The 21682-nt window shown below is 53.1% G+C and carries 21 protein-coding genes, 2 pseudogenes and 1 other annotated feature; of the genes and pseudogenes, 12 read left to right on the forward strand and 11 right to left on the reverse strand.

Annotation, left to right across the window (positions count from 1 at the left end; genetic code table 11):
* Positions 1-536: pseudogene (locus OGV50_RS15205) on the reverse strand (IS5-like element IS5B family transposase); the annotation flags it as partial.
* An 81-nt stretch (positions 537-617) separates the two neighbouring features.
* Here OGV50_RS15205 and OGV50_RS15210 point away from each other — a divergent pair.
* Positions 618-1832 (forward strand): acetate/propionate family kinase, encoded by a 1215-nt coding sequence (locus OGV50_RS15210; RefSeq protein ID WP_058669361.1) that lies wholly within the window; start codon positions 618-620, stop codon positions 1830-1832.
* Positions 1833-1924: 92 nt separating this feature from the next.
* A complete protein-coding gene (locus OGV50_RS15215; protein ID WP_200090795.1) occupies positions 1925-2791 on the forward strand; it encodes a GHMP family kinase ATP-binding protein in 867 nt (288 codons plus the stop codon).
* A gap of 33 nt (positions 2792-2824) precedes the next feature.
* Here the strand turns inward: OGV50_RS15215 and OGV50_RS15220 are convergent, their stop codons facing one another.
* The 4 genes from OGV50_RS15220 to dacD form a co-directional block, all read right to left on the reverse strand.
* Positions 2825-3160: a DUF496 family protein gene (locus OGV50_RS15220; RefSeq protein WP_024130204.1), complete on the reverse strand. Its 336-nt coding sequence runs from the start codon at positions 3158-3160 to the stop codon at positions 2825-2827.
* Between the two features lie 172 nt (positions 3161-3332).
* Positions 3333-4391 (reverse strand): FUSC family protein, encoded by a 1059-nt coding sequence (locus OGV50_RS15225; RefSeq protein WP_200090796.1) that lies wholly within the window; start codon positions 4389-4391, stop codon positions 3333-3335.
* A gap of 143 nt (positions 4392-4534) precedes the next feature.
* Entirely contained in the window at positions 4535-5002 is a 468-nt protein-coding gene (gene sbmC / locus OGV50_RS15230) for a DNA gyrase inhibitor SbmC (protein ID WP_012131750.1), read from the reverse strand.
* Between the two features lie 249 nt (positions 5003-5251).
* Positions 5252-6424, reverse strand: coding sequence for a serine-type D-Ala-D-Ala carboxypeptidase DacD (dacD, locus tag OGV50_RS15235; RefSeq protein WP_115591166.1), 1173 nt, complete (start codon positions 6422-6424; stop codon positions 5252-5254).
* 224 nt (positions 6425-6648) lie between these two features.
* Here dacD and sbcB point away from each other — a divergent pair, with 224 nt between their 5' ends.
* Complete coding sequence (gene sbcB, locus OGV50_RS15240) at positions 6649-8073, forward strand: exodeoxyribonuclease I (RefSeq protein WP_200090797.1); 1425 nt, start codon at positions 6649-6651, stop codon at positions 8071-8073.
* 263 nt (positions 8074-8336) lie between these two features.
* Here sbcB and OGV50_RS15245 read toward each other — a convergent pair whose 3' ends face one another.
* The 4 genes and pseudogenes from OGV50_RS15245 to OGV50_RS15260 form a co-directional block, all read right to left on the reverse strand.
* Positions 8337-9698: an APC family permease gene (locus OGV50_RS15245; protein WP_024130202.1), complete on the reverse strand. Its 1362-nt coding sequence runs from the start codon at positions 9696-9698 to the stop codon at positions 8337-8339.
* On the reverse strand, positions 9688-9750 hold the full coding sequence (yoeI, locus tag OGV50_RS15250) for a membrane protein YoeI (protein WP_099433339.1): 63 nt from the start codon (positions 9748-9750) through the stop codon (positions 9688-9690). The genes OGV50_RS15245 and yoeI overlap by 11 nt, the downstream gene beginning before the upstream one ends.
* Before the next feature lie 161 nt (positions 9751-9911).
* Positions 9912-10896 (reverse strand): annotated as a pseudogene (locus OGV50_RS15255) (LysR family transcriptional regulator).
* Positions 10897-10937: 41 nt separating this feature from the next.
* The gene (locus OGV50_RS15260) at positions 10938-11762 is read right to left on the reverse strand and encodes an SDR family oxidoreductase (RefSeq protein WP_012131743.1); all 825 of its coding nucleotides are present in this window, start codon (positions 11760-11762) and stop codon (positions 10938-10940) included.
* A 175-nt stretch (positions 11763-11937) separates the two neighbouring features.
* Here OGV50_RS15260 and hisL point away from each other — a divergent pair, with 175 nt between their 5' ends.
* From hisL to hisIE, 9 genes are all read left to right on the forward strand, one after another.
* Positions 11938-11988 (forward strand): his operon leader peptide, encoded by a 51-nt coding sequence (gene hisL / locus OGV50_RS15265; protein ID WP_001364200.1) that lies wholly within the window; start codon positions 11938-11940, stop codon positions 11986-11988.
* Positions 11964-12088 (forward strand) — a sequence feature (His leader region). It overlaps the preceding gene by 25 nt.
* Positions 12089-12134: 46 nt before the next feature.
* Positions 12135-13034: an ATP phosphoribosyltransferase gene (hisG, locus tag OGV50_RS15270; protein WP_024130200.1), complete on the forward strand. Its 900-nt coding sequence runs from the start codon at positions 12135-12137 to the stop codon at positions 13032-13034.
* 5 nt (positions 13035-13039) lie between these two features.
* Positions 13040-14344 carry a histidinol dehydrogenase gene (gene hisD / locus OGV50_RS15275; RefSeq protein ID WP_200090798.1) on the forward strand — a complete coding sequence of 435 codons (1305 nt, stop codon included), beginning with the start codon at positions 13040-13042 and terminating at the stop codon, positions 14342-14344.
* Entirely contained in the window at positions 14341-15420 is a 1080-nt protein-coding gene (gene hisC, locus OGV50_RS15280; RefSeq protein WP_058669369.1) for a histidinol-phosphate transaminase, read from the forward strand. Before hisD ends, hisC begins: the two co-directional genes overlap by 4 nt.
* Complete coding sequence (hisB, locus tag OGV50_RS15285) at positions 15417-16484, forward strand: bifunctional histidinol-phosphatase/imidazoleglycerol-phosphate dehydratase HisB (protein WP_047462654.1); 1068 nt, start codon at positions 15417-15419, stop codon at positions 16482-16484. The genes hisC and hisB overlap by 4 nt, the downstream gene beginning before the upstream one ends.
* Positions 16484-17074, forward strand: coding sequence for an imidazole glycerol phosphate synthase subunit HisH (gene hisH, locus OGV50_RS15290; RefSeq protein ID WP_134769253.1), 591 nt, complete (start codon positions 16484-16486; stop codon positions 17072-17074). Before hisB ends, hisH begins: the two co-directional genes overlap by 1 nt.
* Entirely contained in the window at positions 17074-17811 is a 738-nt protein-coding gene (gene hisA / locus OGV50_RS15295) for a 1-(5-phosphoribosyl)-5-[(5-phosphoribosylamino)methylideneamino]imidazole-4-carboxamide isomerase (protein ID WP_200090799.1), read from the forward strand. The genes hisH and hisA overlap by 1 nt, the downstream gene beginning before the upstream one ends.
* The gene (hisF, locus tag OGV50_RS15300) at positions 17793-18569 is read left to right on the forward strand and encodes an imidazole glycerol phosphate synthase subunit HisF (RefSeq protein WP_012131735.1); all 777 of its coding nucleotides are present in this window, start codon (positions 17793-17795) and stop codon (positions 18567-18569) included. The genes hisA and hisF overlap by 19 nt, the downstream gene beginning before the upstream one ends.
* Positions 18563-19174, forward strand: coding sequence for a bifunctional phosphoribosyl-AMP cyclohydrolase/phosphoribosyl-ATP diphosphatase HisIE (gene hisIE, locus OGV50_RS15305; protein WP_047462646.1), 612 nt, complete (start codon positions 18563-18565; stop codon positions 19172-19174). Before hisF ends, hisIE begins: the two co-directional genes overlap by 7 nt.
* Before the next feature lie 79 nt (positions 19175-19253).
* Here the strand turns inward: hisIE and wzzB are convergent, their stop codons facing one another.
* Both wzzB and ugd read right to left on the reverse strand, forming a co-directional pair.
* Positions 19254-20237 (reverse strand): LPS O-antigen chain length determinant protein WzzB, encoded by a 984-nt coding sequence (wzzB, locus tag OGV50_RS15310; RefSeq protein ID WP_058669373.1) that lies wholly within the window; start codon positions 20235-20237, stop codon positions 19254-19256.
* Between the two features lie 146 nt (positions 20238-20383).
* Entirely contained in the window at positions 20384-21550 is a 1167-nt protein-coding gene (ugd, locus tag OGV50_RS15315) for a UDP-glucose 6-dehydrogenase (RefSeq protein WP_200090800.1), read from the reverse strand.
* Between the last annotated feature and the right edge of the window lie 132 nt (positions 21551-21682).

Below are 21682 nucleotides of genomic sequence, written 5' to 3' on the forward strand. Positions count from 1 at the left end.
GCCTTCATGCCAAAGTGCCACTGATTGCCTTTCTTGGTCTGATGCATCTCCGGATCGCGTTGCTGCTCTTTGTTCTTGGTCGAGCTGGGTGCCTCAATGATGGTGGCATCGACCAAGGTGCCTTGAGTCATCATGACGCCTGCTTCGGCCAGCCAGCGATTGATGGTCTTGAACAATTGGCGGGCCAGTTGATGCTGCTCCAGCAGGTGGCGGAAATTCATGATGGTGGTGCGGTCCGGCAAGGCGCTATCCAGGGATAACCGGGCAAACAGACGCATGGAGGCGATTTCGTACAGAGCATCTTCCATCGCGCCATCGCTCAGGTTGTACCAATGCTGCATGCAGTGAATGCGTAGCATGGTTTCCAGCGGATAAGGTCGCCGGCCATTACCAGCCTTGGGGTAAAACGGCTCGATGACTTCCACCATGTTTTGCCATGGCAGAATCTGCTCCATGCGGGACAAGAAAATCTCTTTTCTGGTCTGACGGCGCTTACTGCTGAATTCACTGTCGGCGAAGGTAAGTTGATGACTCATGATGAACCCTGTTCCATGGCTCCAGATGACAAACATGATCTCATATCAGGGACTTGTTCGCACCTTCCCTAAGGAACCCTTATGTCTCACAAAATAATGGCGATTAACGCCGGTAGCTCGTCGCTAAAATTCCAGTTGCTGGCAATGCCGCAGGGCGAAATGATCTGCCAGGGATTAATCGAACGTATCGGAATGGCGAACGCCAGAGTCACAATGAAAACATCCGCGCAAAAATGGCAGGAAACGGCCCCCATCGCCGATCACCGCGAAGCCGTTACCCTGCTGCTGGATAAGCTCCTCAGTCATCACATCATTAATACCTTACAGGATATTGACGGCGTGGGTCACCGCGTGGCGCACGGCGGAGAGTTCTTTAAGGATTCAGCGCGCGTGACCGATGAAACGCTCGCTCAAATTGAGCGCCTTGCCGAACTGGCCCCGTTGCATAACCCGGTTAACGCGCTCGGTATTCATATTTTTCGCCAGTTGTTACCCTCAACGCCTTCTGTGGCCGTATTCGATACCGCCTTTCATCAGACGCTGGACGAGTCGGCCTATATTTACCCCTTGCCCTGGCGTTATTACGCCGAGCTGGGTATTCGCCGCTATGGTTTTCACGGTACCAGCCATAAATATGTCAGCACGGCATTAGCTGAAAGACTGGGCGTCCCGCTCAGCGCCTTACGCGTTATTTGCTGCCATCTGGGTAATGGCAGCAGCATTTGCGCTATCAAAGGGGGGCAATCCGTCAATACATCAATGGGATTTACGCCGCAATCAGGCGTGATGATGGGAACCCGTAGCGGAGACATCGATCCCTCCATTCTGCCCTGGATTGCAGAACGTGAAGGGAAGACGCCCCAGCAGCTTAATTATTTATTAAACAATGAGTCGGGGCTGCTGGGCATTTCCGGCGTTTCGCATGATTACCGCGACGTTGAGCAGGCCGCCGATGGCGGAAATCGCCGGGCGGCGCTTGCGCTTACGCTATTCGCTGAGCGCATTCGCGCGACAATCGGCAGTTATATCATGCAAATGGGCGGTCTGGATGCGCTCATTTTTACCGGTGGAATCGGCGAAAACTCCGCCCGTGCCAGAGCGGCAGTCTGTCATAATCTGCATTTCCTGGGGCTGAGTATTGATGAGGAAAAAAACCTGCGCAACGCTACGTTTATTCAGGCAGAAAACGCAGTGGTGAAAGTGGCGGTCATTAATACCAATGAAGAGCTTATGATCGCGCAAGATGTGATGCGGATTGCGTTAAGTGACAAGGTCACATTTGGCGTTTCCGCCTGATTTTGCCCGACTGCAACTTGCGGAAAATCATGGTAATAGCGCAATCGCCGTGACACTATGCGCCGAGGATTGCTGACCAGAAAGGTGAAAACGTGGCTGTTGCGCAATGCCCCGCGTCATGCGGAGAACTTATCCAGGGCTGGATTCTGGGCAGTGAGAAACTGGTCTCCTGCCCTGTCGAATGGTACAGCACAGTGGAAGTAAGCTCGGGCGCTCCCCTTACGGATGAGCGCCCCCTTTCACGCGCAATGGTCAATCGGCTACTGGAATACTGGCGCTACCCTGCGCAGTGGAGCCAGGAAATTCGGATCGCAGTGCATTCCACCATTCCCGTCGCCAAAGGGATGGCCAGCAGTACCGCAGATATCGCGGCAACGGCGGTCGCGACCGCACACCATCTGGGGCATACGCTGGATGAACCCACGCTTGCACATCTGTGTGTTTCGCTTGAACCCACCGACAGCACCATTTTCCGTCAACTGACGCTTTTCGATCACAATGACGCCTCTACGCAAATGGCTTGTGAAGCGCAGCCACAGCTTGATCTTTTAGTCCTCGAAAGCCCAATAACGTTGCGCACGGCGGATTATCACCGCATCCCCCGACTGGAACGTCTGCATGCGGGGGCGGCGATGTTGCAGCAGGCATGGGAGAGAGTGCAGGAAGCCTGCATAACGCAAAACCCTCGTCGGATGGGGGAAGCCGCCACGCTCAGCGCTATCGCCAGCCAACAACTGTTACCAAAGCCAGGCTTTGATGCCCTGTTGGCGCTGGTGGAAGCATGTGATTTATACGGTCTGAATGTGGCGCACAGCGGAAGCGTTGTCGGGCTGATGCTGGACAGGCAGCGCCATGACGTTGACCATATTAAGTGGGAACTCGCACAACGAAAACTGACGGAACACTGGCCCGATCAGCATTTGCTGAAGATGGTCACTGGCGGGGTCGAATTACAGTGAGGAACACGCGGCGTTCCCCACTGCCACAGGCTGTTACTCTGCTTTTGCGTCGCCGTTTTTCATTTCGCCCATCGCTTTCAGCTTTTTAGAAATGTCGCGGCGTTCTTTAGAAATTTCTGCGTTTTTGATGATGTAATCATCAACGCGATCCTCATAGTCGCTCTTCATGCTGGCGATGATGCCCTGGATCGCTTCAACGCTCATACCTGGCTTGATGTAATCGCTCAGGTTGTCCAGCAGCAGAACACGCTTCTGGTTGTCACGGATCTTTTTCTCAACGTCCTGGATTTCACGTTGCAGTTTGTTCTTACGGCGGAACAGACGAACAAATTCCAGTACGTCCTGGAAAGAAGGCTTGTTGGTTTCCATTTTTACACCCCTGATAATGTGAGATTCGGATTCGTTTAAGCAACCGCTATACGTTAGGGTAAACATTACTTTTAGCCGTTGCAGATGACAATGGTTTTATCCTTTTTCAGTATCATACCCTTAATCGGTGCTGAATCGAAGCAGCAGCCGAATCACGAGCGTCATCTGCTTTTTATTTGCGCAATGCCCGGCAGATCAAATGGGAGAGCAGCTCCAGTTGCCGCACCGTCTCCATACTTAGCCAAACATAGCCATGAATAGGCGTTTCAGCCACGGTATTGCCATGATGCTCGTTTATCAACTGGCGCAGTTCCGCGACAATCTCATTGAGTTTTTCCGTGTTTGCCAGTACCGGTTGTGGGTTGCCTTCGAACAGCGCATGGGCGATGGTGAGCAACGTTTGCTGCGTCATTTGCTGCGTTTCGCGCAGCGTATGCGCATTCAGCATCACAAAATGGCTGGCACGAGATGCCCAGTGCGCATTAATTTGCAGCTCAAGCATACAGACCAGATTGCGGTTCACGGTTTGAATCGCTTCGAATATCGACTTTTGAATGCGGGTTTCTTTACTGGCTGGCGTAATCAGCCCACGCATTTTGACGACGTCGCTCAGCAGTTTCTGTAAATGCTTCTCCAGCCGGGGACGCTCTAACAAATTTGGCGACAACGCGGCCTGATAGACCCGATTGTACGCCGTCACACAATGCGCCATCTGAATACGCCAGTGTAAAAACGCGCGTTGCGGCCAGATGCCGGTAAACAGCATCGCCAGCAGCGAACCTAAAATAACATCCCCGCCGCGCCACAATGCCGTGTTCATGTCGCCTGCCGGCGCGCCTACCACCACGGCGAGCGTGATGCCGATCAACAGAGCCTGATACGGCTTTTTCCCTAACGCCAGCCAACCGCACAAGAACATTGCCGCAGCGCACCAGATCAACATCAGCGGGAGGGAAAAAAGCTCCAGACGTAACGCTACAAGACCTAATACCGATCCCAGAATCGTGCCGCCGATGCGCTCAAACGCACGGGGAACCACGTTCCCCCAAAAGGAGATCGGCCCCATAATGACGACCAGTGTGATCAGCGGCCAGGTGCCTTCCGGGATGTTGAACAGTCGAACCAGCAGGAAAGTGAGAATAAACGCCAGCGCAATGCGAATGCCGTGTACAACACGATAATGGCGATATAAACGAATTTCAAAGGGACTCAGCGATTTATCGGCCCGCACTCACGCACTCCGTCTGGAAATGACCAAAAAACGAATTGTACCCGCTTTTGCAGCGAAAATATCACTATAGCGGACAGGACTCGCACGTAAACTGCCCCGTCACGACGCCTATCCGCCGGGTACTGCGTACAATTTACACAGGGCTATTTCGACTGTACGGGTACATACATTTCAATGTCCCAGTACCCGTCTTCCGTTCCATTGTTAAGATAGACCTCAAAACACGGTTTAGCCGCTATCTGGTAGTGATTGTCCTGTAACAGGCTATTGAAAAACTGATACCAGGGCGTCGCGAAATCATGATTCTCAACGCGCGCCACCGCTGTCGCATACTGCCCGCCGGCGATCTCCGTCAGGATGACGCCTTCGCTATTTTTCGGAATGGTGAAATTATCCGGGACAGACACCACCGTATCGCAGCGGAGTTTTTCCGCCGGAACCTCATCTGGATTATCGTAGTAAACCGCGATCCATTCGAGCGGAACAACCTGATTCCCGTCAACCCACATCATGAGTTGTTCAAAACCTTGCTTCACCGTTTTTTCCCACGGGCCGACCATGTGAAAACCGGCGATATTACGCTTCTCTGCCTGCCTGATTTCGTAGTCCATACTGCCTCCGATAGTTTCACTGAGACTGATAGCACACCGTCGACCCGATGGCGCTGCGCGTATCAGGTCGACGGTGTTCCATAATGCATTGAAGTCAGCGCCGGATAAGGAAGCGATGTCCCCTCCGGCAAATCTTATACTGTATATAAACACAGCATAAGATTTTGCATATAAAGGTCACAAGGAAATCATGATGAGTATGTGAGCAGACTCGCACTCTTACCAGTCTGCCGTGTCAGAAAAGGGGGGTTACGCCTTATGGTGGAAGTAATCGCTCAGTCGGGAAAAAACGCCGCCTTTGCCAACAGACTCCAGCGTCACCAGAGGCCAGTGCGCCACCAGCTTATCCCGATCGTATAGCTCAATTTCACCGACCCGCTGATGTGCGGCAATAGGGGCTTCAAGTTCTTTTTTATCAAGGGCATACCGGGCCTTAATATGCGGAATTTCAGTTTTCGGCAGCGCCATCCAGAAATCCTGCTCGGTGCCCAGAGCAATATTTTCTTTATCGCCGTACCAGATACGTTCCGTGCCAACCTGTTTGCCACTGCGTAAAATTTGTACCGTATCGAAATTTTGCTGCCCCCATTGCAACAACTTACGTGCCTGATCTTCGCGCCCTTTCGCGCTTTCCGCGCCCATCACAACGGCGATAAGACGACGCTGCCCGTCCACGGCGGAGGCAATCAGGTTAAAACCCGCGCCGGAGGTATGGCCGGTTTTCAGCCCGTCGATATTCATGGTTTTATCCCACAGCAGTCCGTTACGGTTCTGCTGGGTAATACCGTTCCATGTCAGGCTCTTTTCACTGTACATATGATAAAACTCAGGCTCACCGTGAATAATGGCGCGGGACAATATCGCCAGATCATAGGCTGAGCTGTGCTGGCCTGGCGCATCCAGTCCGTGTACCGTTTCAAAATGGGTATCCTGCAATTTCAGGGTTTCAACGTAGTGATTCATCATGGCGACGAACTGCGGTTGCCCTCCGGCGATGTAATCCGCCAGCGCAACGCAGGCATCGTTTCCAGAGTCAACAATCAGCCCCCGGCTGAGATCCCGAACCGAAACGCGCTCCCCTTGTTTCAGAAACATTAATGAAGATCCCACAAACACCGGGTTGTCTTTGGCCCAGGCATCACGTCCAACGGTTACGATATCGTCCGGGCTAATACGATGGCTGTCGATAGCGCGATCGACAACATAGCCAGTCATCAGCTTGGTCAGGCTGGCCGGGTTACGCCGCTGATGTTCATTACCTGCGGTCAGAATTTGACCCGTGGTGTAATCCATAAGTACCCATGACCCTGCCTGAATGGCCGGAGGCTGGGGAGAAAAATCTGGCACATTGGCAGCCAGAGCGGAAGAAAGATTCATCGCGAGAAGTGAAGCGGCAATAAACAAACGGCGTTTCAACACTATTTCCTCAGGAAAGTCATAATTTGCCGTTCTTTTTACGGAAGTTCTGATAAACAAACAGGGATAAATTGCAAGAAAATGTGACATAACGCACGTTTTTCTATGCAGTGCCGGGCAGCGTAACCTTAACGCTCCCAATAACGACTCAGAAGCTGATAACACCGCCAGGATTTGATACCCTGCTGCGCAGAACCGCGCAAACACACCGTAACGGATAGAACTGAACAATGAATGACGGCAAGCAGCACCCTACCTTCCTGTTCCATGACTACGAAACCTTCGGGACTCACCCGGCGCTGGACAGACCCGCACAGTTTGCCGCCATCCGCACGGATAGCGACTTTAATATTATTGGCGAACCTGAAGTCTTTTACTGCAAGCCCGCCGATGATTACCTGCCTCAGCCAGGCGCTGTGCTCATCACCGGGATTACGCCGCAGGAAGCGCGCGACAAAGGAGAGAACGAAGCCGACTTTGCCAGACGTATTCATTCGCTGTTCACCGTGCCAAAAACCTGTGTCATCGGCTACAACAATGTCCGTTTTGATGATGAAGTCACGCGAAACATTTTGTATCGCAACTTCTACGATCCCTATGCCTGGAGCTGGCAGCACGACAACTCGCGCTGGGATTTGGTGGATGTGATGCGCGCCTGCTATGCCCTGCGCCCGGAAGGCATAAACTGGCCGGAAAATGACGACGGATTGCCCAGCTTCCGCCTTGAGCACTTGACCAAAGCCAACGGGATCGAACATGCCAACGCGCACGATGCAATGGCAGACGTGTACGCCACCATCGCTATGGCGCAACTGGTGAAGTCGCGCCAGCCGCGTCTGTTTGACTACCTTTACACGCATCGCAACAAACATAAACTGGCGGCGTTGATCGATGTGCCGCAAATGAAACCGCTAGTGCATATCTCCGGTATGTTTGGCGCCTGGCGCGGCAACACCAGTTGGGTTGCGCCGCTGGCCTGGCATCCAGAAAACCGCAACGCGGTCATTATGGTGGATCTGGCGGGCGATATGTCGCCATTACTGGAGCTGGACAGCGATACCCTGCGCGAGCGGTTATATACCGCTAAAGCCGACCTCGGCGATAACGCCGCAGTTCCGGTAAAACTGGTACACATCAATAAATGCCCGGTACTGGCTCAGGCTAATACGCTCCGCCCGGAGGATGCCGATCGCCTGGGGATTAACCGTCAGCACTGTCTCGATAACCTGAAAGTGCTGCGCGATAATCCGCAGGTACGCGATAAGGTTGTGGCAATCTTCGCTGAGGCCGAGCCGTTTACGCCGTCTGAGAACGTCGATGCGCAGCTATACAATGGCTTTTTCAGCGACGCCGATCGTGCCGCCATGAAAATCGTGCTGGACACCGAACCGCGCAATTTGCCCGCGCTGGATATTACGTTTGTCGATAAGCGGATTGAAAAACTGCTGTTCAACTATCGCGCCCGTAACTTCCCTGGGACGCTGGATGAAACCGAACAACAACGCTGGCTGGAGCATCGTCGTCAGGTGTTTACGCCAGAGTTTTTGCAACGATATGCGGAAGAGTTACAGATGCTGTATCAGCAATATGCTGACGATAAAGAAAAACTGGCATTGCTGAAATCACTCTGGCAGTACGCAGAAGAGATTGTCTGAGGAGCCACGCGTCGCTTTTGCCGGATGGCGGCGTAAACGCCTTATCCGGCCTACAAACAGTGAGGAGTGTAGGCCTGATAAGCGAAGCGTAAACGCCTTATCCGGCCTGCATACAGTGAGGAGTGTAGGCCTGATAAGCGAAGCGCCATCAGGCGTTGGCGTTGTGCCGAAGGACGGCCGATGACCTTATCCGGCCTACAGATTTTTGCATAAAAAAACCGGAGAACATGTCTCCGGTTTTTTACCTGTGAAAGGTCATTTCATTACTGTGCGATATCTTCGTACTGCGGTACCGGATTGCGGAAGCTTTTGGTCACGCAAGCCAGATACACCAGGCCAATACCCGCCCAGATCAGACCCAGAGTCATTGAGCTTTCTTCCAGGTTGATCCACAGTGCGCCAACAGTCAGCGCGCCGCACACCGGCAGAACCAGATAGTTGAAGTGGTCTTTCAGCGTCTTGTTGCGCTTCTCACGGATCCAGAACTGGGAAATCACGGAGAGGTTCACAAAGGTAAACGCCACCAGCGCACCGAAGTTGATCAGCGCCGTCGCCGTAACCAGATCGAAGTTAATCGCCAGCAGTGCGATCGCGCCAACCAGCAGCACGTTCCACGCCGGAGTACGCCATTTCGGATGAACGTAGCCGAAGAAACGCGTCGGGAACACGCCGTCACGACCCATGACGTACATCAGACGGGAAACGCCCGCGTGTGCCGCCATACCGGATGCCAGTACGGTCACGCTGGAGAAAATCAGCACGCCCCACTGGAAGGTTTTACCCGCAACGTACAGCATGATTTCAGGCTGTGATGCATCCGGGTCTTTAAAGCGCGAAATATCCGGGAAGTACAGTTGCAGGAAGTAAGACGCCGCGATAAAGATCAGGCCGCCAATCAGCGCCGTCAGGAAAATCGCGCGCGGAATAACGCGCTCCGCGTCTTTGGTCTCTTCAGACAGAGAAGAGATTCCGTCAAAGCCGAGGAACGAGAAGCACAGGATTGTCGCACCGGTAATCATCGGCACAACGTGCGCGCCTTCAGACCAGAATGGACGGGAGCTTACCAGCGTACCCGCACCTTCGCCGTGAGACACGCCGTAGATAATCAGGCCGACGATCACCGCTACAATCCCCATTTGCAGAATAACAATCAGGGTGTTGAAGTTAGCGACGGTCTTAATGCTGCGCAGGTTAGAGATGGTCATAAAGGCCACCAGCGCCACCACAAAGATCCACGACGGCACTGTCGGCACCAGCGCTTCAAAATAAATTTTCGCCAGCAGAATGTTGATCATCGGCATGAACAGGTAGTCCAGCAGCGATGACCAGCCCACCATAAAGCCTACGGTCGGGCTGATGGATTTCTGGGCGTAAGTATACGCGGAGCCAGCGGACGGGAAACGACGCACCAGTTTACCGTAGCTCAACGCAGTAAAAAGAATCGCGATCAGCGCAAAGGCATACGCCGTCGCGACGTGACCGTCAGTGAGGCCTGAGACGATACCAAATGTATCGAACAGCGTCATCGGCTGCATATAGGCAAGACCCATCATTACAACCGGAATCAACGTAAGCGTCTTACGCAATTCCACGCGAGAGGTGTTTGGAGTAACGTTATGCGACATGGTCATTCCCCTTTACGGCGAATGCCGTCGCGTAAGCAAAAAATTGCCCCATTTTCTGGATTCCTCAGCGACAACAACTGTCGGTTTTTAGTAAGTATCTATCCGGTACGAAGCCCGGCCTCTTTTATTGAATGATTGGTTTGATGCAAAAAAATAACCGACGCGTATTAAAACGTCGGTTAATGTCATTTTTTGCAAGCGGCGCATTGTGCACTAAATTAAGGCGAAATGACAAGAGAATGAGAGCCCCGTCAAAAAATATTTTTTATTAACTGTTTGATTTCCCAGCATCCCCCATTGTATAGACGCCAGCAATAGCACTATTTGCTAAAATTTTATCTCGCCACCACGCGCTGGCCAGTCCGGCCGTCTGTTCGTTCCAGCCCATCCACACCGGCTCCGACACGATCTGCGCCGCCACGTTCTTCTCAATAAGCGCACCGCTGTCCAGAAAGCGTTGCGCCAGATAGCGCGGTAAATACCCACATCCCAGGCCGCTGATTTGCAGTTCCAGTTTGGTTTTAAAATCAAAAACCGTTATGGCTTCCTGATCATCAAGCAATTGCGCGCTTGCCGAACATGCCGGATGCGTCTCATCGCCGACCACAATCGCGCGGAACCGTTTTATTGTGCGCCGACTCAACGGCTCTTCTTCCTGCACCAGTGGATGATGCGGGGCAATCGCAAAAACCTGCTCAAGCTCTCCCAGACGCGCAAAACCGAAACCACTGGCGTAGGGCGGATCGTGCATCGCGCCAACGATGATATCCGCCCGCCCCTGCGTCAGCGCCTCCCAGGAACCGCCCAGTACGCCATTTATGAATTTCAGGCGCGTTACGCTGTGATGTTGGTAGAAGGATTCAATGAGGGGAGTAAGGAGAGAAAAAGGAAACGTATCGTCCACACCGATGACCAGTTCGTTCTCCCAGCCTTCGTGAAGTTTGATGGCCTGCTTTTCCAGTTCGCGCACGGTATGCAGAACTTCCCGGCCTTTTTCCAGCAGCATCTGGCCGGTGCGGGTAAATTTAGCCCGATGCCCGCTGCGATCCAACAGTTGGATATTCAGATCGCTTTCCAGTTTATGAACGGTATAGCTGAGCGCTGACGGCGTCTTAAACAATTTTGCCGACGCCGCCGCAAAGCTCCCCTCTTTCTCTAACGCATCGAGAATCATCAGAACGTCCAGCAGTGGTTTCATACTCGCCCCCTTGCGGTGTCTGGCGGTAGTCTGCTGGCGCGTCACTCCATCGGCATCACCAGCGGGTCGGGATACTGGTATTCAAACCCGAGTTCATTACAAATCCGGCTGCCATCAATAATCTTACCTTTATCGTTACTCTGGCTTTCCAGAAAATGCGGCGGTTCCATACCCAGCAAACGCGCCATCTGCGGATAAAACACATTACGCGCCGGATGCGAAGGCGCACATATATTATAGATGTGTCCCCCTTTAGGTGCCTGTAACAGCAGAGTAATAGCGGCAATCACATCTTCCAGGTGGACCAGATTCACACCTTGCTGACCGTCAGGCGCGGTTTTACCGGCAAAGAAACGCCCCGGATGTCGTCCTGGCCCTACCAACCCGGACAGACGCAGAATATCGACGGAGGTGCCGGGCAGATTGTGCAGCCAGTCTTCGAGTTCCTTCAGGATGCGCCCACTCGCCGTGACGGGATTACGCGGCGTATTCTCTTTCACAATGCCGTGCACATCGCCGTACACTGACGTGGAACTGGTAAAAATGATACGCGGAACGTGATACGCCAGCGCGCTGTCGACCACCTCCTGTATTGCCTGGCGGTAAAAATCTTCCCCCGGCCCGCTACGGCGAGCGGGCAGCGTAATGACCAGAGCATCCACATCCATCAGTGCATCAAGATCGTCCGTTTCGCAAACCAGCTCAGGTTCCAGGCGCAGCGGATAGCTCTCAATGCCGCTCATGCGGGCCGCTTCCACGCCATCCTGCGTGGTTTTCGTGCCAGTAACCTGCCAGCCTCTTGCCGTCAGCGACATCGCCAGCGGCATTCCTAACCATCCTAAACCGACAATTGCGACCTTTTTCATGCGTTCTCTCCTGACTTTAACGCCATCTTATCTAAGGCTACGCCAGCCCGCCGGGACTGACAATTCATACCTTCAATATGAAATGAATTAATGATGAAAAAAAGCCCTTGCTTTCCGGCGCTAAAGTGGTTTAGGTTAAAAGGCATCAAATGAATAAGCATTCATCGAGAATTTTATGACACGCGTTCAATTTAAACACCACCATCATCACCATCATCCTGACTAGTCTTTCAGGCGATGTGTGCTGGAAGACATTCAGATCTTCCAGTGGTGCATGAACGCATGAGAAAGCCCCCGGAAGATCATTCTTCCGGGGGCTTTTTTTTGGTGCGCGATTCAGACCGGTTCAGACAGGATAAAGAGGAAAAAAGAATGTTAGATAACACCCGTTTACGCATAGCTATTCAGAAATCAGGCCGTTTAAGCGATGATTCACGCGAATTACTGGCCCGCTGCGGTATTAAAATCAACCTGCACACCCAGCGTCTGATTGCGATGGCGGAGAATATGCCGATTGATATTCTGCGTGTGCGTGATGACGATATTCCCGGCCTGGTCATGGATGGCGTGGTCGATCTGGGGATCATCGGGGAAAACGTTCTGGAAGAAGAGCTGTTGAGCCGCCGCGCGCAGGGCGAAGACCCGCGCTACTACACCCTGCGCCGTCTCGACTTCGGCGGCTGCCGCCTCTCGCTGGCCACCGCCGTCGATGAAGCCTGGGACGGCCCGGCTTCCCTTGACGGTAAGCGCATCGCCACCTCTTACCCGCACCTGCTTAAGCGTTATCTGGATCAGAAAGGCGTGTCGTTTAAATCCTGTCTGTTAAACGGTTCTGTTGAAGTCGCTCCGCGTGCGGGTCTGGCCGATGCCATCTGCGATCTGGTGTCTACCGGGGCGACGCTGGAAGCCAACGGTCTGCGTGAAGTCGAGGTGATTTACCGCTCCAAAGCCTGCCTGATCCAGCGTGACGGCGAAATGGCCGAAGCCAAACAACAGCTTATCGACAAACTGCTGACCCGTATTCAGGGCGTTATTCAGGCGCGTGAATCCAAATACATCATGATGCATGCGCCAAGCGAACGTCTGGAAGAAGTCATCGCGCTGCTGCCGGGCGCAGAGCGTCCGACCATTCTGCCGCTGGCGGGCGATCAGCAGCGCGTCGCCATGCACATGGTCAGCAGCGAAACCCTGTTCTGGGAAACGATGGAAAAACTGAAAGCGCTCGGCGCCAGCTCTATTCTGGTGCTACCAATTGAAAAGATGATGGAGTGACGGCCATGAGCTTTAATACAATCATCGACTGGAATAGCTGCAATACTGAACAGCAGCGTGCATTGCTGATGCGTCCGGCTATTTCCGCCTCCGACAGCATTACCCGTACCGTCGCAGAGATCCTGGATAATGTGAAATCACGCGGTGATGATGCCCTGCGCGAATACAGCGCGAAGTTTGATAAAACGAACGTCGCAGCGCTGAAAGTGTCCGCCGAAGAGATTGCCGCAGCCAGCGCGCGTCTGAGCGACGATCTCAAACAGGCGATGGCGGTAGCGGTAAAAAACATCGAAACCTTCCACAATGAGCAAAAACTACCGGCGGTAGATGTTGAAACCCAGCCCGGCGTTCGCTGTCAGCAGGTGACGCGCCCTGTCGCATCTGTCGGCCTGTATATCCCGGGCGGCTCTGCCCCGCTCTTCTCCACCGTATTAATGCTCGCCACGCCCGCGCGTATTGCCGGATGCAAAAAAGTGGTGCTGTGCTCGCCACCGCCTATTGCGGATGAAATCCTTTACGCTGCGCAGCTGTGCGGCGTGCAGGAAGTCTTCAACGTCGGCGGCGCCCAGGCCATTGCCGCTCTGGCATTCGGCAGCGAGTCCGTGCCAAAAGTGGACAAAATTTTTGGCCCCGGCAACGCGTTTGTCACCGAGGCGAAACGCCAGGTCAGCCAGCGTCTCGACGGCGCGGCAATTGATATGCCTGCCGGCCCTTCTGAAGTGCTGGTGATCGCCGACAGCGGCGCCACGCCGGATTTCGTGGCGTCTGACCTGCTCTCTCAGGCGGAACACGGCCCGGATTCTCAGGTCATTCTGCTGACCCCGGATGCCGGTATTGCGCAGAACGTCGCGGAGGCCGTCGAACGCCAGTTAGCAGAGTTACCGCGTGCGGAAACGGCGCGTCAGGCATTAAGCGCCAGCCGTCTGATCGTGACGAAAGATTTAGCCCAGTGCGTCGCCATCTCGAACCAGTATGGGCCGGAACACCTGATCATTCAGACCCGTAAGGCGCGCGATCTGGTGGAGGATATTACCAGCGCGGGTTCCGTTTTTCTCGGTGACTGGTCACCGGAATCCGCAGGCGACTATGCTTCCGGCACCAATCATGTACTGCCGACCTATGGTTATACCGCCACCTGCTCCAGCCTCGGTCTGGCGGATTTCCAGAAACGCATGACCGTTCAGGAATTGTCGCAGGCGGGTTTCTCCGCACTGGCATCCACCATTGAAACGCTGGCTGCGGCAGAACGGCTGACCGCCCACAAAAATGCTGTCACCCTGCGCGTTAACGCCCTTAAGGAGCAAGCATGAGCACTGAAAATACCCGCAGCGTCACCGACTTAGCCCGGGAAAACGTTCGCAACCTGACGCCGTACCAGTCCGCTCGCCGTCTGGGCGGTAATGGCGATGTCTGGCTGAATGCCAATGAGTTCCCGACGGCAGTGGAGTTTCAGCTGACTCAGCAAACGCTCAACCGCTACCCGGAATGCCAGCCAAAAGCGGTTATTGAAAATTATGCGCAGTACGCCGGAGTGAACCCCGGGCAGGTGCTGGTCAGCCGTGGCGCAGACGAAGGTATTGAACTGCTGATTCGCGCATTCTGCGAACCGGGGAAAGATGCGATTCTCTATTGTCCGCCAACGTACGGCATGTACAGCGTCAGCGCGGAAACTATTGGCGTTGAATGCCGGACGGTTCCGACGCTGGAAAACTGGCAGCTGGATCTGCGGGGCATCGCCGATAAACTCGACGGCGTTAAAGTGGTGTTTGTATGCAGCCCCAACAACCCGACCGGGCAGCTTATCAATCCACAGGATTTACGTACTCTGCTGGAAATGACGCGCGGCAACGCCATTGTGGTGGCGGATGAAGCCTATATTGAATTCTGCCCACAGGCGACGCTGGCTGGCTGGCTCTCTGAATACCCGCATCTGGTGGTGTTACGCACGCTCTCCAAAGCCTTTGCGCTCGCCGGTCTGCGCTGCGGATTTACGCTGGCGAATGAAGAGGTCATCAACCTGCTGCTGAAAGTCATCGCCCCCTACCCGCTCTCTACGCCGGTCGCCGATATTGCCGCTCAGGCGTTGACGCCGCAAGGCGTCAACGCGATGCGCGAACGTGTGGCGCAGATTCTGCTGGAACGTCAGTATCTGGTTAATGCGCTGAAAGAGATTGCCTGCGTAGAACAGGTGTTCGATTCAGAAACCAACTACATTCTGGCACGTTTTACCGCGTCAAGTAGCGTGTTTAAATCTCTGTGGGATCAGGGCATTATCTTACGTGATCAGAATAAACAACCTTCTTTAAGCGGCTGTCTGCGTATCACTGTTGGAACCCGCGAAGAAAGCCAGCGCGTCATTGACGCCTTACGTGCGGAGCAAGTATGAGCCAGAAGTATCTTTTTATTGACCGTGATGGAACCCTGATTGCCGAACCACCGAGTGATTTTCAGGTGGATCGTTTTGACAAACTCGCCTTTGAACCGGACGTGGTGCCGGTTCTGCTGAAGCTGCAAAAAGCCGGCTTTAAGCTGGTGATGATCACCAACCAGGACGGGTTGGGAACGCAGAGCTTCCCGCAGGCAGACTTCGACGGCCCGCACGACCTGATGATGCAGGTTTTCACCTCCCAGGGCGTACTGTTTGATGAAGTGCTTATCTGCCCGCACCTGCCAGCGGATGAGTGCGACTGCCGTAAGCCGAAGGTAAAGCTGGTTGAACGTTATCTGGCTGAACAGGCGATGGATAGCGCCAACAGCTACGTGATTGGCGATCGCGCTACCGACATCCAGTTGGCCGAAAACATGGGCATTAACGGGTTACGTTATAACCGTGAAACCCTGAACTGGACGATGATTGGCGAACAGCTGACAAAACGCGACCGCTATGCCCACGTTGAACGCAATACCAAAGAAACGCAGATTGACGTCAAGGTGTGGCTGGATCGCGAAGGCGGCAGCAAGATCAATACTGGCGTGGGCTTCTTTGACCATATGCTCGATCAGATCGCCACGCATGGCGGTTTCCGTATGGAGATCGCGGTCAAGGGCGACCTCTATATTGACGATCACCATACGGTAGAAGATACCGGTCTGGCGCTGGGCGAGGCGCTAAAGCTGGCGTTGGGCGATAAGCGCGGCATCAACCGCTTTGGTTTTGTGCTGCCGATGGACGAATGCCTGGCGCGTTGCGCACTGGATATCTCCGGGCGCCCGCACCTGGAATATAAAGCCGAGTTTACCTATCAGCGCGTGGGCGATCTGAGCACCGAGATGGTTGAACACTTCTTCCGCTCGCTCTCCTACACCATGGGCGTGACGCTGCACCTGAAGACCAAAGGTAAAAACGATCACCACCGTGTAGAAAGCCTGTTTAAAGCGTTTGGCCGCACGTTGCGCCAGGCCATTCGGGTAGAAGGCGACACGCTGCCTTCTTCTAAAGGAGTGCTGTGATGAACGTCGTCATCCTTGATACCGGCTGCGCCAACCTGAACTCGGTGAAATCCGCCGTGGCGCGCCACGGTTATGATCCGCAGGTCAGCCGCGACCCGGAGGTCGTCTTAAAAGCTGACAAACTCTTCCTGCCCGGCGTGGGAACCGCCCAGGCGGCGATGGATCAGTTGCACGAGCGTGAGCTTGTCGAATTGATTAAGGCTTGTACTCAGCCCGTTCTGGGAATTTGTTTAGGCATGCAGATCCTCGGGCGCCACAGTGAAGAGACAAACGGCGTCGACCTTCTGGGCATTATTGACCAGGACGTCCCGAAGATGACCGATTTTGGCCTGCCGCTCCCGCATATGGGCTGGAACCGCGTTTACCCGCAGGCGGGTAATCGTCTTTTCCAGGGCATTGAAGATGGCGCCTGGTTCTACTTTGTTCACAGCTACGCTATGCCCGTAAATCCGTGGACCATTGCTCAATGCAACTACGGCGAACCCTTCACTGCGGCAGTGCAAAAAGACAATTTCTTCGGCGTGCAGTTCCACCCGGAACGCTCCGGCGCCGCTGGCGCGCAGTTGCTGAAAAACTTCCTGGAGATGTGATGATTATTCCGGCATTAGATTTGATCGATGGCACCGTAGTGCGTCTCCATCAGGGCGACTACGCCCGGCAGCGTGATTACGGTAACGATCCCCTTCCCCGCCTGCGGGATTATGCCGCCCAGGGCGCCGAAGTGCTGCATCTGGTCGATTTGACCGGGGCGAAAGATCCGGCCAGACGGCAGATCCCGCTGATTAAAACGCTGGTCGCGGGTGTGAACGTGCCCGTGCAGGTTGGCGGCGGCGTGCGTACTGAAGACGATGTTACGGCGCTGCTGGACGCAGGCGTTGCCCGCGTGGTGGTCGGCTCTACGGCGGTCAAATCTCCCGAGGTGGTCAAAGGCTGGTTTGAGCGCTTTGGCGCTGACGCGCTGGTGCTGGCGCTGGATGTGCGTATTGATGATCGGGGCAACAAACAGGTTGCCGTCAGCGGCTGGCAGGAGAACTCCGGCGTTTCGCTGGAGGAGCTGGTCGAGACTTATCTGCCGGTTGGCCTGAAGCATGTACTGTGCACCGATATCTCCCGTGACGGCACGCTGGCGGGTTCCAACGTCTCACTGTATGACGAAGTGTGCGCGAAATATCCGCAGGTCGCCTTTCAGTCTTCCGGCGGAATTGGCGGGATTGAAGACGTGGCCGCTCTGCGCGGCACGGGCGTTCGCGGCGTGATTGTCGGCCGCGCCCTACTGGAAGGTAAATTCACCGTTAAGGAGGCCATCCAATGCTGGCAAAACGTATAATCCCTTGCCTGGACGTACGCGATGGTCAGGTAGTAAAAGGCGTACAATTCCGCAATCATGAAATCATCGGCGATATCGTCCCGCTGGCAAAACGCTATGCCGATGAAGGCGCAGACGAGCTGGTGTTCTATGATATTACCGCTTCCAGTGACGGGCGCGTGGTTGATAAGAGCTGGGTGTCGCGCGTCGCGGAAGTGATCGACATTCCATTCTGTGTCGCGGGTGGCATCAGGTCTATTGATGACGCCGCTAAAATCCTCTCTTTCGGCGCCGATAAAATTTCCATCAACTCCCCTGCGCTGGCCGATCCAACGCTGATCACCCGTCTTGCTGACCGTTTTGGCGTACAGTGCATTGTCGTGGGCATTGATACCTGGTTTGATGCCGAAACCGGCAAGTATCACGTCAACCAGTATACCGGCGATGAAAGCCGTACCCGCGTGACGCAGTGGGAAACTCTCGACTGGGTGCAGGAAGTACAAAAACGTGGAGCCGGTGAAATCGTGCTTAACATGATGAATCAGGACGGCGTGCGTAACGGTTACGATCTGGAGCAACTGAAAAAAGTCCGTGACGTCTGTCATGTACCGCTGATTGCCTCCGGCGGCGCGGGCACGATGGAGCACTTCCTTGAAGCCTTCCGCGATACCGATGTCGACGGGGCGCTTGCTGCCTCCGTCTTCCACAAACAGATTATTAATATTGGTGAATTAAAAGCGTACCTGGAAGCACAGGGCGTGGAGATCAGGATATGTTAACAGAGCAACAGCGCCGCGAACTCGACTGGGAAAAAACCGACGGATTGATGCCGGTTGTCGTGCAACATGCGGTATCCGGTGAAGTGTTGATGCTGGGTTACATGACCCCTGAAGCGCTGGATAAAACAATCGAAAGCGGCAACGTCACTTTCTTTTCACGAACCAAACAGCGTTTGTGGACCAAAGGCGAAACATCCGGCCACTTCCTGAAGGTAGTCCGCATTGCGCCGGATTGTGATAACGACACACTGCTGGTGCTGGCCAATCCAATTGGACCAACCTGCCACAAAGGCACCAGCAGCTGCTTTGGGGATGCCAGCCATCAGTGGTTATTCCTGTATCAGCTTGAGCAACTGTTAGCCGAGCGTAAAACTGCCGACCCGGCAAGCTCTTACACGGCAAAGCTTTACGCCAGCGGCACCAAGCGTATCGCGCAGAAAGTGGGTGAAGAAGGTGTCGAGACCGCGCTGGCCGCAACGGTACATGACCGTTTTGAGCTGACCAATGAAGCCTCCGACCTGATGTACCACCTGCTGGTGCTGCTACAGGACCAGGACCTCGATTTAACGACCGTCATTGAGAATTTACGTAAGCGTCATCAATAGCTTCAGATACGAAAAAACCGGGCAATGCCCGGTTTTTTGTAGGTCGGATAAGCGTAGCGCCATCCAGGATACCAATAAATTACTGCGCTTTCGGCTTATAGTTACGTAACGCATTACGTCCCAGCACCACACCCGCACCAATCATCCCGCCCAGCAATACCGCCAGAACCAGCGTAATTGCCTTTTTCGGACTGTCACGACGAATCGGTAGCGTCGGCTTCATGACGTAACGGTAGGCGTGAATGGATGCGGTTTCGATTTTCAGATTTCCGATATCCAGCAGATTTTGCTTGGTCTGATAGTAGGCCCCAGAGAAAACCAGCGGACGCGTGGCCTCGTGTTCGATCATTGATTTCAGCGCATCACTACCAAGAAGGAACATACTGTCCTGGGTAACATCCTGAGTTTGCTGAATTTGTGGCTTTATCACATTCGCCTGTTCCGCATAACGCAATGCTTCCTGAATTTGCTTGATACGCAAATCTTTTTGCTCCTGCGCGACCACTTCCTGCGTTTTTAACGAGTCCTCAAGCGTAGTTGTCTGCAACTTGATATTATCTTTCAGATCCGCGTCCAGTTCTTTCGCAACGCTCTCATCTACCTGCTGGATATACTCTGCTAACTGGCGTTGCGCCCCTTCCGCAGACTCTCCGACGTAAGAGACGGCCAGTGGTAACTGCTGCCCTTTTACTGACTGCTCTATTGTCAGTTTTTCCGGTTTTTCCTGATTATCCAGCGTTTCTGCTAATGCCGAAAAGGACGTGCTAAATCGGCCAATAAAATTCGTCTGAACATCAGTTACCTTGGGCGCATTATCACCGTACAGCACATTCAGCGCGTTGTTGTAGGCAGCAATTTGCCCTACATCAGGCTGGGTGATGATGGCGGTAGAGGTCCATTTCTCTTTCGCTACCAGGATGTAACCAACAGCCAATAGAATTGCGACAATGACACACACAAAGATTGTCATTTTTCCGCGCCACAATTGCATCACTAAATCAATCAAATCAATCTGTTCCGGGTCATTACTGCGCCCGGTAGCATTGTTATTGTTCACTGTCATCAGTACCCTAACTAAGAAAATGCTTAAGCTGGAGACAGTGTAGTCATAAACATCGTTAATGCTATAGGATTATTGATAAAATTTACGGATTATTTCAAACACTTTGATAGCCAATCAGGGGCTATTGTAGCCCCAATAACAGAAGGTTAATCACTGCCAAAGAGATCGCGTGTATAAACTTTGTCCTGAACATCCAGCAGTTCAGACGCCATGCGGTTGGAGATAATCACGTCGGACTGCTGTTTAAACGTATTCAAATCACGTTCAAGGCGGGAATTAAAGAACGACGCTTCCTTCATAACCGGTTCGTAAATAATAACTTCCACACCTTTAGCTTTGATACGCTTCATAATCCCCTGAATTGAAGACGCACGGAAATTATCAGAACCGCTCTTCATAATCAGACGATAGATGCCCACCACTTTGGGTTTTCTGGACAGGATGGCATCTGCAATAAAATCTTTACGCGTCCGGTTCGCATCCACGATCGCGGAGATAATATTGTTTGGCACTGACTGATAATTCGCCAGAAGTTGCTTCGTATCTTTCGGCAGACAATAACCGCCGTAACCGAATGAAGGATTGTTGTAATGATTGCCAATACGAGGATCCAGACACACACCTTCAATAATTTGTCGGGTATTCAGTCCTAAACTTTCCGCATAGCTATCAAGTTCATTAAAGTAAGCAACGCGCATCGCAAGATAAGTATTAGCAAAAAGCTTAATCGCCTCTGCTTCCGTCGAATCGGTAAACAGGGTTGGAATATCCTGTTTTATGGCGCCTTCCTGTAGCAAAGCAGCGAATCGCTCCGCACGCTCAGAGCGTTCACCAATCACAATCCGCGAAGGATGCAAATTATCATAAAGTGCTTTACCTTCGCGCAGGAACTCGGGGGAAAAAATAACGTTATCCACTCCCAGACGCTCTTTAATAGACTGGGTAAAACCTACCGGAATAGTAGATTTGATAATCATCACTGCCTGAGGATTGATTTCAGTCACATCACGGATAACGGCTTCAACACTGGAGGTATTAAAGTAGTTAGTTTTAGGATCATAATCAGTTGGTGTTGCAATGATAACGTAATCGGCATTCTTGTACGCATCATGCTTATCTGTCGTTGCACGAAAGTTGAGATCTTTTGTTTCCAGATACTCTTCAATTTCTTTATCGACAATCGGCGATTGCTTCTTGTTAAGCATATCCACTTTAGCCTGCACAATGTCCAGCGCAACCACTTCATGGTTCTGTGCAATCAGGATACCGTTCGAAAGACCTACATAACCTGTTCCTGAGATAGTTATTTTCATTAGCTCTGACTTCTTCTGGTTAAACGTTTGAGGGGTTACAGCTACCCCCTACAACCTAAACAACTGTTGGGCTTTTTACCCCTGATGTTGATAAGCTGTCAAGGAGTCCCATCGGACAGAAAACCCATATTA

This window comes from Citrobacter sp. CK180 (assembly GCF_030333655.1).
GTDB lineage: Bacteria > Pseudomonadota > Gammaproteobacteria > Enterobacterales > Enterobacteriaceae > Citrobacter_B > Citrobacter_B koseri.

Bases quoted from the DNA above. Each gene is read 5' to 3' on its own strand.
- OGV50_RS15245 (WP_024130202.1), bottom strand. From the start codon at position 9,698: ATGTCGCATAACGTTACTCCAAACACCTCTCGCGTGGAATTGCGTAAG.
- hisH (WP_134769253.1), top strand. From the start codon at position 16,484: ATGAACGTCGTCATCCTTGATACCGGCTGCGCCAACCTGAACTCGGTG.
- hisF (WP_012131735.1), top strand. From the start codon at position 17,793: ATGCTGGCAAAACGTATAATCCCTTGCCTGGACGTACGCGATGGTCAG.
- OGV50_RS15220 (WP_024130204.1), bottom strand. From the start codon at position 3,160: ATGGAAACCAACAAGCCTTCTTTCCAGGACGTACTGGAATTTGTTCGT.
- hisB (WP_047462654.1), top strand. From the start codon at position 15,417: ATGAGCCAGAAGTATCTTTTTATTGACCGTGATGGAACCCTGATTGCC.
- OGV50_RS15210 (WP_058669361.1), top strand. From the start codon at position 618: ATGTCTCACAAAATAATGGCGATTAACGCCGGTAGCTCGTCGCTAAAA.
- OGV50_RS15260 (WP_012131743.1), bottom strand. From the start codon at position 11,762: ATGAAAAAGGTCGCAATTGTCGGTTTAGGATGGTTAGGAATGCCGCTG.
- hisD (WP_200090798.1), top strand. From the start codon at position 13,040: ATGAGCTTTAATACAATCATCGACTGGAATAGCTGCAATACTGAACAG.
- ugd (WP_200090800.1), bottom strand. From the start codon at position 21,550: ATGAAAATAACTATCTCAGGAACAGGTTATGTAGGTCTTTCGAACGGT.
- hisG (WP_024130200.1), top strand. From the start codon at position 12,135: ATGTTAGATAACACCCGTTTACGCATAGCTATTCAGAAATCAGGCCGT.
- hisIE (WP_047462646.1), top strand. From the start codon at position 18,563: ATGTTAACAGAGCAACAGCGCCGCGAACTCGACTGGGAAAAAACCGAC.
- hisC (WP_058669369.1), top strand. From the start codon at position 14,341: ATGAGCACTGAAAATACCCGCAGCGTCACCGACTTAGCCCGGGAAAAC.
- wzzB (WP_058669373.1), bottom strand. From the start codon at position 20,237: ATGACAGTGAACAATAACAATGCTACCGGGCGCAGTAATGACCCGGAA.
- sbcB (WP_200090797.1), top strand. From the start codon at position 6,649: ATGAATGACGGCAAGCAGCACCCTACCTTCCTGTTCCATGACTACGAA.
- hisA (WP_200090799.1), top strand. From the start codon at position 17,074: ATGATTATTCCGGCATTAGATTTGATCGATGGCACCGTAGTGCGTCTC.
- sbmC (WP_012131750.1), bottom strand. From the start codon at position 5,002: ATGGACTACGAAATCAGGCAGGCAGAGAAGCGTAATATCGCCGGTTTT.